The sequence below is a fragment of the Aeromonas sp. 97A genome (assembly GCF_051919185.1).
Classification (GTDB): domain Bacteria; phylum Pseudomonadota; class Gammaproteobacteria; order Enterobacterales; family Aeromonadaceae; genus Aeromonas; species Aeromonas veronii.
Window position 1 is genome coordinate 495,232 of the sequence record NZ_JBQBFF010000001.1, and the last position, 11,385, is coordinate 506,616.

General features: G+C 57.2%; 11 protein-coding genes, 1 tRNA gene and 1 riboswitch. Of the genes, 7 read left to right on the forward strand and 5 right to left on the reverse strand.

Annotated features, from left to right (window positions below; translation table 11 throughout):
• Window positions 1–6: 6 nt before the first annotated feature.
• Window positions 7–843, reverse strand: coding sequence for a formyltetrahydrofolate deformylase (gene purU / locus ACTG27_RS02335; protein ID WP_043821198.1), 837 nt, complete (start codon window positions 841–843; stop codon window positions 7–9).
• A 259-nt stretch (window positions 844–1,102) separates the two neighbouring features.
• Window positions 1,103–1,259, forward strand: a riboswitch (FMN riboswitch).
• A 104-nt stretch (window positions 1,260–1,363) separates the two neighbouring features.
• Between purU and ribB the strand changes: the two genes are divergently transcribed.
• Together ribB and ACTG27_RS02345 are read left to right on the forward strand one after the other, a co-directional pair.
• A complete protein-coding gene (gene ribB, locus ACTG27_RS02340) occupies window positions 1,364–2,017 on the forward strand; it encodes a 3,4-dihydroxy-2-butanone-4-phosphate synthase (RefSeq protein ID WP_005334344.1) in 654 nt (217 codons plus the stop codon).
• Window positions 2,018–2,242: 225 nt separating this feature from the next.
• Window positions 2,243–2,485: an Lpp/OprI family alanine-zipper lipoprotein gene (locus tag ACTG27_RS02345; RefSeq protein ID WP_005334342.1), complete on the forward strand. Its 243-nt coding sequence runs from the start codon at window positions 2,243–2,245 to the stop codon at window positions 2,483–2,485.
• 172 nt (window positions 2,486–2,657) lie between these two features.
• Here the strand turns inward: ACTG27_RS02345 and ACTG27_RS02350 are convergent, their stop codons facing one another.
• Together ACTG27_RS02350 and ACTG27_RS02355 are read right to left on the reverse strand one after the other, a co-directional pair.
• On the reverse strand, window positions 2,658–3,506 hold the full coding sequence (locus ACTG27_RS02350; RefSeq protein ID WP_439979011.1) for a tetratricopeptide repeat protein: 849 nt from the start codon (window positions 3,504–3,506) through the stop codon (window positions 2,658–2,660).
• Entirely contained in the window at window positions 3,503–4,225 is a 723-nt protein-coding gene (locus ACTG27_RS02355; protein ID WP_439979012.1) for a 4'-phosphopantetheinyl transferase family protein, read from the reverse strand. The genes ACTG27_RS02350 and ACTG27_RS02355 overlap by 4 nt, the downstream gene beginning before the upstream one ends.
• A 275-nt stretch (window positions 4,226–4,500) precedes the next feature.
• On the opposite strand from ACTG27_RS02355, the gene ACTG27_RS02360 reads away from it, so the two are divergent.
• The 4 genes from ACTG27_RS02360 to ACTG27_RS02375 all read left to right on the forward strand — a co-directional run bounded on the left by ACTG27_RS02360 (window position 4,501) and on the right by ACTG27_RS02375 (window position 8,740).
• The gene (locus ACTG27_RS02360) at window positions 4,501–4,989 is read left to right on the forward strand and encodes a C40 family peptidase (protein WP_005334331.1); all 489 of its coding nucleotides are present in this window, start codon (window positions 4,501–4,503) and stop codon (window positions 4,987–4,989) included.
• A 148-nt stretch (window positions 4,990–5,137) separates the two neighbouring features.
• Window positions 5,138–6,109, forward strand: coding sequence for a 23S rRNA (adenine(1618)-N(6))-methyltransferase RlmF (rlmF, locus tag ACTG27_RS02365; RefSeq protein ID WP_439979014.1), 972 nt, complete (start codon window positions 5,138–5,140; stop codon window positions 6,107–6,109).
• A gap of 244 nt (window positions 6,110–6,353) precedes the next feature.
• The gene (locus ACTG27_RS02370; RefSeq protein ID WP_076495094.1) at window positions 6,354–7,079 is read left to right on the forward strand and encodes a MaoC family dehydratase; all 726 of its coding nucleotides are present in this window, start codon (window positions 6,354–6,356) and stop codon (window positions 7,077–7,079) included.
• 245 nt (window positions 7,080–7,324) lie between these two features.
• Window positions 7,325–8,740 (forward strand): SLC13 family permease, encoded by a 1,416-nt coding sequence (locus ACTG27_RS02375; protein WP_439979015.1) that lies wholly within the window; start codon window positions 7,325–7,327, stop codon window positions 8,738–8,740.
• A 118-nt stretch (window positions 8,741–8,858) separates the two neighbouring features.
• Here ACTG27_RS02375 and ACTG27_RS02380 read toward each other — a convergent pair whose 3' ends face one another.
• The gene (locus ACTG27_RS02380; protein WP_439979016.1) at window positions 8,859–9,845 is read right to left on the reverse strand and encodes a DUF481 domain-containing protein; all 987 of its coding nucleotides are present in this window, start codon (window positions 9,843–9,845) and stop codon (window positions 8,859–8,861) included.
• Between the two features lie 39 nt (window positions 9,846–9,884).
• Entirely contained in the window at window positions 9,885–10,793 is a 909-nt protein-coding gene (locus ACTG27_RS02385) for a L,D-transpeptidase family protein (protein ID WP_429189232.1), read from the reverse strand.
• Window positions 10,794–11,232: 439 nt separating this feature from the next.
• Between ACTG27_RS02385 and ACTG27_RS02390 the strand changes: the two genes are divergently transcribed.
• Window positions 11,233–11,322 (forward strand) — tRNA-Ser (locus ACTG27_RS02390).
• The last annotated feature ends 63 nt before the right edge of the window (window positions 11,323–11,385 follow it).

Consider the following 11,385-nt stretch of genomic DNA (forward strand, 5'->3'; position numbering starts at 1 on the left):
GGTGGATTACTTGAAGACCACCGTCTTGTTGCCGTAGACGAACACCCGCTCGTTCAGTACCAGCTCCAGCGCGCGGCTCAGCACCGATTTCTCCACATCCCGACCCGCCTTGGCCATGTCGTCCGCACTGAAGGCGTGACCGACGTGGATCACGTCCTGTTCGACGATGGGGCCTTCATCCAGATCGTCGGTCACGAAGTGGGCGGTGGCACCGATCAGCTTGACGCCGCGATCAAACGCCTGCCGGTAGGGGCGGGCACCGATGAAGGCGGGCAGGAAGGAGTGGTGGATGTTGAGGATCTTGCGCGGATAGGCCTCGACGAAGCTCGGGGTCAGCACCCGCATATACTTGGCCAGGATCACATAGTCAGGCTCATAGCTGTCGATGATGGTGCGAACCTGCTCCTCATGTTCGGTCCGGCTCAGACCCTCGTGACTGACGGTGTGGAACGGGATATCGAACTTGCCGGTGAGCTCGGCCAGGGTGTCGTAGTTGCCGATCACCGCGACGATATCCATATCCAGCGCACCCGCGTAGTTCTTCATCAGAATATCGCCGAGGCAGTGGGTCTCTTTGGTCACCAGGATGACGATGCGCTTCTTGCCTGCCTTGACCAGACGGCGCTGGGCGCCGATGGGCAGGGCATCATCGAGGTCGGCCAGCAGGGTCTCGTCGTTGAAGCGCCCCTCCAGCTCGGTACGCATAAAGAAGCGGCCATTCTCGTGATCCACAAACTCATCGTTCTTGATGATGTTGAGCTGGTGCTTGTAGCAGATGTTGGTGATCTTGGCGATGAGCCCTTTGGCATCCGGGCAATCCGTGAGCAGTATTTTCTTTTCCATCTCTGTCATTTTCCGTTTGTGGTGTTGGCGCTGCTGTCTGCGCCGGCAGCGTTGTTCAGGCTCTCTTTTCGGGCCCTGTTTTTTGGTTTCGGGAACTATGCCATAAACCGATCCGCGCCATAAAGAAATTCGCCAGTCACTGTCTTTCGTGCTGGTGAGCGGGCCGCAGAGCGGGATCCCGGGCGCAATGTTGAAACGCTTTTCAGCCTACGGGGGATTTTGGCTGGTATCTGCAACCGTTTTTCTTTAGGCTGTCTGCGCTTATTCTCAGGGCGGGGTGCAATTCCCCACCGGCGGTATCCCGATTGACTCGGGGAGCCCGCGAGCGCCCGACTTGGCTGATTGCCGGGTCGGGGTCAGCAGATCCGGTGAGATGCCGGAGCCGACGGTCATAGTCCGGATGAAAGAGGATAAGACAGACCTTGCCGTGTTGGCCCTTGTGGGCTGGCCGCTGCATGCCCGTCTCTGTCTGCCTTTCTATGCCCTGATTCTGGTCCTTGTCTTGTTTAGGAGTTTTACCATGAATCAGTCTCTACTCAGTGAATTCGGTGATCCCGTTGCCCGTGTCGAAGCGGCCCTGTCTGCCTTGCGTGCCGGAGGCGGCGTGCTGGTGGCCGACGATGAAGATCGGGAGAACGAGGGCGACCTCATTTTCGCCGCCGAATCCATGACCAATGAACAGATGGCGCTGATGATCCGCGAGTGCTCCGGCATCGTCTGCCTCTGCCTGCCCGACGAGCGGGTTCGCCAGCTCGAACTGCCGATGATGGTGGAGGCCAACTCCAGCCACTACCAGACCGCCTTTACCGTGACCATCGAAGCGGCGCAGGGGGTCACGACCGGTGTCTCGGCGGCTGATCGCATCACCACTATTCGTGCAGCCATCGCTGACGGCGCCAAACCGGGCGATCTGCACCGCCCGGGTCATGTTTTCCCTTTGCGTGCGCGAACCGGTGGGGTGCTTACCCGCCGTGGTCATACCGAAGCGACGGTCGATCTGATGCAGCTGGCTGGTCTCAAACCGTTTGGTGTGTTGTGTGAATTGACCAAAGAAGATGGCTCGATGGCGCGTCTGCCAGATCTGGTTGCGTTCGGTCGCAAGCACCAGATGCCGGTGCTGACCATCGAGGATCTGGTGCAATATCGTCAATTGTTGTCAGAACGTACAGCCTGAGCCTCATACGAAATTGTAATAAGGCAAAAATTTGGTTAACCTTTGTCCGTGCCCCCACCACACGGCACTCATTTTTTAGACGAATCTGGACAAAAACTGTTCATTCAAAAAAAAATGAGGGTTTTAATGCATTTATCTGTGGTGGGGACTATGCAAAGTAGGATTTTTTTGTGCCATAATCACGCCGCTTGCTAAACGTCTGGCGAGTTCAAGGGAGCTTTAAAAATGAAAAAATTGTTGTTGGTAGGTGTTGTTGGTCTGTCCGCTCTGCTGGGCGGTTGTGCAAACACCAGCGAACTGGAAACTTCCGTTCAGAATCTGTCTAACAAAGTTGACCAACTGGCTCAAGATGTTAGCGCAGTTCGTGCTGATCAGTCCAAAATCGCTGCTGATGTTGCCGAAGCCAAGCAAGAAGCTATGCGTGCTAACCAGCGCATCGACAACATGGCTACTTCCTACAAGAAGTAATCCATGCGAAAAAAATGGCGCAGTTTTGCGCCATTTTTTTTTGCCTGAAATTCACCGTATCTCCACTATTCCCACTGCACCTTATTCCCACAGCACCTTCTTCGTACTTGACCCATGAGGTCATGCCGGTCTCCCGGCACTCCCCCATCATTACCAGCCAGTTCGATTCCGCTCAGTAGAGCAAACTATAGAGTTTGCGACGGTAGCTCTGTGCCGCCGGTGTGCTGCCCATGGTTGCCAGAATATCGAGATAGGTCTTTCTGGCATCGCCGAATGCCAAATCCCGCTTGAGGATCTCCAGCAGCAGTCCCAACGCCTCTTCCTGACGGCCTGCCTGGTTGTATTGCACCGCCAGCTCCTGAGTCAGAGCAAAATCATCAGGCTGTTCTGCATGGCGGGCTTCCAGTGCGCGCAGCTCCGGGCTGTCTGCCGCTTGCAGGGCGAGCGCCAGTCGTGAGCTCAGGGTATGGAAGTGACCATCCTGCGCCGCCATCGGGATGGTGCCGAGGCGATCCTGCGCTTCATCCAGCAGGTTGAGGTCGAGGGCAGCTTGAATGAGCCACAGGCTGATGTCGTGACGTTCAGGAGCCAGCTGGTGTGCCTTGGTCAGATGGGCATAGGCGATGCTGGGCTGCTCGTCAGCCAGCGCCTGTTGTCCCTTGGCCAGCAACTCTTCCTCTTCTTTGGGGGCGAAGGCGGAGAAATACTGGCGCAGGGTGGCTTCATCCTGCGGTCCTTCGATGATCCCCTGTTCGTCAGGGCGACCCTGATGGAACAGCACCAATGCGGGCAGGGCGCGCAGGCCGAGCTGGCTGGCCAGCGGTTGCAGTTGGGGATCGTTCATATCCACCTTGGCCAGGGTGACCTGCTCATTGGCGGGCCCAACCAGTGATTCGATCAGCGGTGTCATCCCCTGGCACTCCGGCATCTGCGGAGCATGGAAATAGATGACGACCGGCTTCTTCATGGACGCATCGATAAGTTCAGCGTGAAAATTCTGGGGAGTAATGTCGACGATCATGAGTTGGACTCTTCAGAAAGGGTGTTGAGTAACATGGGGTTAAGCGAGTGGCAATTCAAGCGCTCATCCAGCCGGTAAAAGGTCACAGGGGCTGCCGCCGCTGCGAGGCTGAGCCAGCCGCTGGCAAAGGGCCAATCCTGTACCTGATAAGGGGTGTCATCGAGCAGGTTGTCGAGTCGCCATCCTTGCTCCGGGACAAAGCGCACCTTCTCGAGCCCTGCGGCTATGCCACCACCGTGGGCTTTCAGTACCGCCTCCTTGCGTGACCAGAGCCGGTAGAAGGCGCTCTCCTGCTCTTGAGCAGGCTGTGCGCAGAGCCACTCATATTCACTCTGTGCATAAAACCGGCGGGCCAGGGGGAGGGGATGATGCCGCCGTTTGCCCAGTTCGATATCCACCCCAAGCGGCCCCTGCGGGCAAAGCGCCAACACCAGCCAGCTGCCACTGTGGCTCAGATTGAACTGCCAAGCATCATCATGCAGTCGGGGCTTGCCCTGGGGGCCGTTGCAAAATTGCAGAGTGGCTGCAGGTTGTTGCAGCCGCTCGGCCAATAGCTGGCGCAGCAGGGCGCGGCTCACCAGATATTCCTGACGCCGTTCAGAATGGGTCATGGCTTGCCAGATATGCAGCTCATCGGTTGACAGCCATTCAGGCAATTGAGCAAGCAGTTCCTGGCATACCCTGGCCGGTTTTAACAAAAAAAGATCGGTTTCGATCATGATTTTTCACTTTAAAAAGGTGCTGAAGCAGGGATAAAAGCCAGTTATCTATGAGGCCCAAGGCTCTTTTTGCGATTGTATATTGTTTGGGCATGATCACATTAATTATGAAAAATCGTGCATTTCCTTGCAAAAATGTGAGCTTGATAGGGATTTTCACTTGCCTCGATAGAATTCTTGGATATAGTCGGGTGCTGTTGCCTTATAAATTGCCCTTTGGGGCCGTATTTTAACAAGATTTACTATTTAGCGGGGATAAAGGATTGCGCCACCTGATGCTACTGCTGGTCGCGCTCGGAATGGTGGGTTGTGCCTCGGCACCCCAACCCGAGGTCGCGAGCAAGATCGAAGTTTCCATGGTTGAACCTGTCATCGAACCGGAAGCTTCCCAGACACCCGATGTGAATGAAATCCTGACTGTATATAAAGAGTGGCGTGGTGTTCCTTACCGGATGGGTGGCAGCAGCCAGCGCGGTATCGACTGTTCCGCCTTTGCCCGTGAAGTGTTCCGCAATGCCGTCGGTATCGAATTACCCCGCGATACCCGCTCTCAAGTCCACGAAGGGACGCGCGTTTCCAAGCAGGATCTGGTCGAAGGTGATCTGGTCTTCTTCAAAATCAATCGTCGTCTCAACCACGTTGGTATCTATGTCGGCAATGGTGAATTCATCCACGCCTCGACTCGAGCTGGTGTGACGCGCTCCAAGCTGGATAGCCAATATTGGCGCAACAAGTTCTGGCAAGCTCGCCGGATCGATATCTGAGTCAGGCTGGACAAACGGCTCGCAGTACGGACTGTTTTTCCAACCTCACTTGAACCGGGCTCGATAGCCCGGTTTTTTATTGCCCTCGTTTAGACTTTCCCGAGTCAAATCACTATAGTATGGGCCCGTTTTCTTCGGCAGGCTCAGCATGAAACCCCGCATCCCATCAGCCGGTGGCCCCAAGTCGGGCGACCGCAAATCCGGACTTCACTCCCGTAATCGCCATCAGGCGGGTTACGACTTTGAGGCGCTTTGCCTGCGAACTCCCGAGTTGGCCGCTCATGTCTTTATCAACGACTACGGCACCCGCACCATCGATTTTGCCAATCCCGATGCAGTGAAGACCCTCAATCGCGCCCTGCTGGCCCATCACTACGGGATTGCCCACTGGGACTTGCCTGCCGGTTACCTCTGCCCGCCTATCCCGGGACGGGTGGACTACCTGCACTGGGCGGCCGACCTGCTGACCGAGAGCGCAGGCCAGCTCCCTACCGGCAAGGGGGTGAGGGTGCTGGATATCGGGGTGGGGGCAAACTGCATCTATCCGCTGCTCGGCTGCCGCGAATATGGCTGGCGTTTTGTGGGATCGGATATCGATCCGGTCTCGGTCAAGGCGGCCACCCTGCTGGCCAAGAGCAACGGACTCGGCAACCAGATTGAGTGCCGCCTGCAGGGTAACCCCAACCATGTGTTTCGCGGCATCATAGGGCCGAAGGAGCGCTTCGCTCTGACGCTGTGCAATCCGCCGTTCCATGCATCGCTGGAAGAGGCGAGCAAGGGGACGGAGCGCAAGCTGCGCAATCTGGGCAAGGAGGTGACAGGCGCTCCTGTGCTCAACTTCGGCGGCCAGAAGGCCGAGCTCTGGTGCGAAGGGGGCGAGGCGGCGTTTCTGGCCAACATGATTGCCCAGAGCAAGGAGTTTGCCACTCAGTGTCTCTGGTTCAGCTCGCTGGTGTCGAAAAAAGAGAATCTGCCGGGGGCGAAAAAGGCGTTGAGCCGTGTGGGAGCCCGTCAGGTACGGGTGATCGACATGGCACAGGGCAACAAGGTGAGCCGGATCCTCGCCTGGTCCTTCCTGGATGAGGAGGGATTGCGTCGCGGCTGGTCGAGCGCGCGCTGATCCCCCACCACAAGGCCCGATGAGGGCCTTTTTTCATGATAAGCACCGCGAACTTCCCCTGCTGGCGGCATCTTTGGCAATCGATTTCCTCATTGGCAGATCGTGCTGGTTTACATTGTGTAAGTAGTTACTTCCGCCTTGGTACAGGTGTACGCCGAGATTTTTTGCACTTACAGCTGAAACTTTAATAAAATAGGACTGGTTAGACCTCTTTACAGGCATTGAATCAAATAGGGATCGGTAGATGAAAGTTGTCGATTTTCTGAAGCGCAAGCGCGAAATTCTGGCGCAGCACCCCTTTGAGCTCAAGGATTGGCTCTCTCCGGCGATCCGCGACTACTGGCGTGAGTTTCAGCAAAAGGCACATCTTCATCCTTTGCTGGGGCGTGTGCTGGACTTGCAAGCCGAGTCCCAGAGCGAGCAGCAACAGGATGCAGCAACCGTGGCACAAGTAGCCAACGGTCAGCCTGCCGTGGCTCAGGAACCCGCTGTTGAGCTGGCGGCCGAGGCGGCCGAGCTCTATGCCGCCCTGCAGGCCCGCATTGGTGAAGAGACCCATGTCGGCGAGTGGCTGCACGTCAGCCAGCAGATGATCGATCAGTTTGCTGCAGTGACCGGGGATCACCAGTGGATCCACACCGATCCGGAGCGTGCGGCCGCCGAGTCGCCTTTCAAGACCACCATCGCCCACGGATTCCTGACCCTGGCGCTGCTGCCGCAGTTGACCGGCTCGGTCGATGAGGCCACCCCCGAGTTCCCGACCGCCCGCATGGTGGTGAACTTCGGGCTGGATCAGGTACGTTTCCCGTACCCCATCAAGGTGGACAGCAACATCCGCGCCCGCACCAAGCTGGCCCGGGTCACCCCCATCAAGGGCGGATTGGAGTTGCTCAAAGAGATCAAGGTTGAGATCGAAGGGATCCGCCGCCCGGGTTGCGTCATCGAGTCGGTGACCCGCATCTACTTCTGAGCCCCCTCATCGGTATGAATGGTGAAACGGGCCCGCTGTCGTGTGCAACGAACAGCGGGCCCGTTTTTTTGCCTGTTTGTTGCAAGGGTTGAGGCGTCAGCCATAGCGCGCCGACCCCAGCTTGATATGACTCACAAAACGGTGCGCCGTGCAGTTAGCCAGCTCTCATTTTGGCGAGTTGGCCGCGTGAGGCGATAGCATTTTATGCCACTATTGGCTTCTTACTCCCGATCCTGGAGACAATAGTGCCCATCAATAACAAGATTATTCTGCCACTGCTGCTGAGCCTCACCATCCTGCTGATCCCGACCCACTGGATCCCGCTGGAGGGGATCACAGTCATCGAGCAGCGGGTCGTGGCCATTTTCGTGCTGGCCGCCCTCTGCTGGATCCTGGAGCCCATCCCTATCTTTGCTACCTCGGTGCTGATCATAGTGCTGGAGTTGCTGCTGCTCTCCGACAAGGGGCTCTGGTTCATGACTGCCGACAAGGCAGAGCCGTGCTTTGGTGAGCTGCTCAAGTCCACCGAGGTGATGGCGACCTTTGCCTCGCCGGTTATCATGCTGTTTCTCGGCGGTTTTTTCCTCGCCATTGCGGCGACCAAGTACCATCTGGACGTCAATCTGGCGCGGGTGCTGCTGCGCCCGTTCGGTCAGGACCCCCGGATCGTCATGCTGGGGCTGATGTTGATCACCGCCACCTTTTCCATGTTTATGAGCAATACCGCCACCACCGCCATGATGCTGGCCATCCTTACCCCGGTGCTGGCGGCGTTCCCCGACAAGGACCCGGCCAAAATCGGCTTTGTGCTGGCCATTCCGCTGGCGGCCAACCTCGGGGGGATCGGCACTCCCATCGGCACTCCGCCCAACGCGGTGGCCCTCAAATACCTGACCGGCGAGCATGCCATCTCGTTCGGGCAGTGGATGGGATTTGCGGTGCCCTTTGTGGTATTGCTGTTGCTGCTCGGTTGGTTTCTGCTGGGGCGCTTCTTCCCGAGCACCCTCAAGCGGATGGATCTCAAGATTGAGGGGCGCTTTATGCAGACCCCTCGCGCCTGGGTGGTCTACCTCACTTTTATCACCACCATAGTGCTCTGGCTACTGGGGGATCTGCATGGCATGAGCTCCTACGTGGTCGCCATGATCCCAGTAGCTGTGTTCCTGACCACCGGCATCATCACCAAGGACGATCTGCACAAGATCTCCCTCGATGTGCTCTGGCTGGTCTCGGGCGGTATCGCACTGGGGCTGGCGCTGGAGGACTCCGGGTTGGCCGAGCGGCTCATCACCCATATTCCGTTCCACGAATACTCCACGCTGGCGGTACTGGTCGGCGCCTGTCTGCTGGCGGTGGTGATGGCCAACTTTATGTCCAACACCGCAACCGCCAATCTGTTGCTGCCACTGGTAGCGGCACTGGCAGTCAGCATGCCGGAGCTGGCAGAGTGGGGCGGCAGCCACACCTTGATCCTGGCGGTCACCATTTCGGTTTCGCTCGGGATGTCGCTGCCCATCAGTACCCCGCCCAATGCGCTGGCCCACGCCACCGGTCTGGTGGAGAGTCACCAGATGGTGCGCATCGGCGTCATCATGGGATTGGTCGGCACACTGCTGGCGATGGTATGGATCTACCAGATTGCCGCTTGGGGACTGATCTGAGCCTACGGCCGGTTTCTCAATTCTGTTGCCTGCTCTATCATCGGAGAAGGGCCATGGCAGGTGATGACCAAAACAGAAAGAGGAGCCAACTTGGCTCCTCTTTCTGTTTGCAGTTGACTCAAAAACTGGCGCCCAGATTGAGCAGGTGCCTGAATTCGGTCTCTTTGTACTTTTGCTCGAGACCGACGAAATGCACTTCGCCATCTTCCCACTCCATCTCGCTCGACCAGGAGAGGCGCAGGTGGTCGTTGAAGTAGTAGCGCAAGCCCACGCTGCCGGTCACATCTCGATTCAGAGTGATATAGGGGGAGGGTTGATCCAGATAGAGCAGATAGCGCCCCTGACTGAACAGCTCCAGTTTTTCCCGCCATATCGGGATTGGTTGGCGATAATCCCAGTTCATGCTGGCAAAGGGATAGTCGATGATCCGATTGCCTTTGAAGAGCAACCCAATCCCGCTCTCTTCCCTGAAGTAGGTCTTACGCAGACCCCCCTGCGCCACGAACTCCAGCCGACGGCGCTTTTCGTTCCAGAAGCGGTAACCCGGCCCGGTACCATAGTCGAGGCTGAGGTAGTTGCTCTCCAGCATGTCATATTCGGCATTGAGCGAGCTGCGTACAAACCACTGTTGATCGAAAAAGTAGTCAATGGTCGGGTTCAGCTTGTAGTCGTGGTTATCGGTGACGCTGTCAGACGTTTCGTAGGCGTACTCTCCGGAGAGGCTGTAGCGCCAGTCCAGATTGGCCAACTCGGTCTTGCCCTTGAAGTTGACGTTGTTGGTGTGCTTGTCCTTGTGTTTGAGCTTGATGTTGAGATCGCCACTACCGGTCCAGAGCCAGGCATTGCGTTCATCCTGCTCATCCTTGAACAGGGTGAATCCACCTTTGGCGGTCGCCTTGGGTTTATCCTGGTGCTCCAGCCGCCAGCGCTTGATGGCATCCCGCTTGACGGTAACGGCACCGGTATAGGGCAAAGAGATGCGTACCGACTCATCGTCAATCTCTTCGATGGTACCGGTCAGACGATCGCCATTGTTCATCCAGAGAATGTCCTTGGCCCACAAGGAGTGACAGGCCAACAGGAGTAGGAGGGGCAGGAATTTCATGAGGTAAGGTGACTCCGGTGCGACTCGGGCGCTGGTGATTTAGCCACTGACAAGTTGGCTGCTGATGGGGCGGGGCAGGCCGTTTTTGCTCTCCAGCGCCGCCGTCACCTCATCCTGCATCACGTCAGGTGCACTGATAAAGCTCTCTATGGCCGGAGATAGCACCAGCGGGGCGCCATTTTCAAGCTCCTCTTCGGTGCGGGAGAGCGGGGAGTGTACCTCCAGCCAGCGCCGACCATCCGGTTCGATGGCCACCTTGACCGGTTGGTTGATGACCCGCACCGGCGTGCCAATCGGCACAATCTTGAACAGGGCCTCGATATCGTCAGGTCGCAGCCGGATGCAGCCAGCGCTTACCCGCAGGCCAACGCCAAAATCCTTGTTGGTGCCGTGGATCAGGTAGTCGCGCTTGCCATAGCCAAGGCGCATGGCGAACTTGCCGAGGGGATTCTCCGGGCCGGGGGGCACTACGGCGGGCAGGGTGATCCCTTTTTGCTCCAGCCAGGATTTGCGCACCATGGGGCCGGGTACCCAGGTCGGGTTGGGATTCTTCTCGATGACGGTGGTGGTCATCTCGGGTGTTTCGCGGCCGATATCACCAATCCCGATAGGCAGCACGATGACCTCGCTCTTCCCTTTGGGGAAGTAGTAGAGACGCAGCTCCGGCAGATTGATGACGATCCCCTCGCGCGGCACATCGGGCAGCAGCATCTGGGTGGGCAGCGTCAAGCGGGTACCCGGCTTGGGTAAATAGGGATCTACACCCGGATTTGCCTCAAGCAGCGCCAAAAATCCAATTTGCGTATTTTTGCCAACCAGTTCCAGATGTTCATTCTGCTGGATGATGTAATCCTCCAGCTCACCGATAAGGCGACTCCCGGCAGCTGGCAGCAGGTAGCGTTTGGCCTCTGCCGGCGCCGCGCAGAGCAGGATCGCTGCCAGCAGCATGGAAAGGGCGGGCGTTAAGGGTAGGGGCTTGAGTTTCGGCAATCGCATAAGGAGATCCATCAGTTCAATCGGGGCGGAACATCATCAACACAGCCGCCAGGATGGCGCGATTGTTCCTCAATCAGCCCATGATTACCAGCTTGCCGCGCACAAGCAATGATGTGGGGATACATAGGAAACCGGCCAAAATCGGTATCACCCATAAATTTGAGCGCCAAGCAGGAAAAAGAGATGCCTGATGGCAATGGGGCAATATCACGATATGGATAATGGCCGGGTGTGCGAGAGGGTTAATGTCGGGTGGATGCAGGGTGGCCTAGCAACGCGAACAGCACGCGCCGCATTGTGAGCCTGCTCCCAGATATCTGATTCAGCCATTTGATATCTAAGAAATTTTTATTGCATCATCGGCCCAGCTTGGGTAAAAATCTCTCCCCACGGAGAGATGCCGGAGTGGCCGAACGGGATTGACTCGAAATCAATTGTGGCAGCAATGCCACCCAGGGTTCGAATCCCTGTCTCTCCGCCACATACCAAGCCCAACCTGTTTAGCAGGTTGGGCTTTTTCTTTTGGTGATGTGCAGAGGGACTA

Bases quoted from the DNA above. Each gene is read 5' to 3' on its own strand.
- purU (WP_043821198.1), bottom strand. From the start codon at position 843: ATGGAAAAGAAAATACTGCTCACGGATTGCCCGGATGCCAAAGGGCTC.
- ribB (WP_005334344.1), top strand. From the start codon at position 1,364: ATGAATCAGTCTCTACTCAGTGAATTCGGTGATCCCGTTGCCCGTGTC.
- ACTG27_RS02345 (WP_005334342.1), top strand. From the start codon at position 2,243: ATGAAAAAATTGTTGTTGGTAGGTGTTGTTGGTCTGTCCGCTCTGCTG.
- ACTG27_RS02350 (WP_439979011.1), bottom strand. From the start codon at position 3,506: ATGATCGTCGACATTACTCCCCAGAATTTTCACGCTGAACTTATCGAT.
- ACTG27_RS02355 (WP_439979012.1), bottom strand. From the start codon at position 4,225: ATGATCGAAACCGATCTTTTTTTGTTAAAACCGGCCAGGGTATGCCAG.
- ACTG27_RS02360 (WP_005334331.1), top strand. From the start codon at position 4,501: ATGCTACTGCTGGTCGCGCTCGGAATGGTGGGTTGTGCCTCGGCACCC.
- rlmF (WP_439979014.1), top strand. From the start codon at position 5,138: ATGAAACCCCGCATCCCATCAGCCGGTGGCCCCAAGTCGGGCGACCGC.
- ACTG27_RS02370 (WP_076495094.1), top strand. From the start codon at position 6,354: ATGAAAGTTGTCGATTTTCTGAAGCGCAAGCGCGAAATTCTGGCGCAG.
- ACTG27_RS02380 (WP_439979016.1), bottom strand. From the start codon at position 9,845: ATGAAATTCCTGCCCCTCCTACTCCTGTTGGCCTGTCACTCCTTGTGG.
- ACTG27_RS02385 (WP_429189232.1), bottom strand. From the start codon at position 10,793: ATGCTGCTGGCAGCGATCCTGCTCTGCGCGGCGCCGGCAGAGGCCAAA.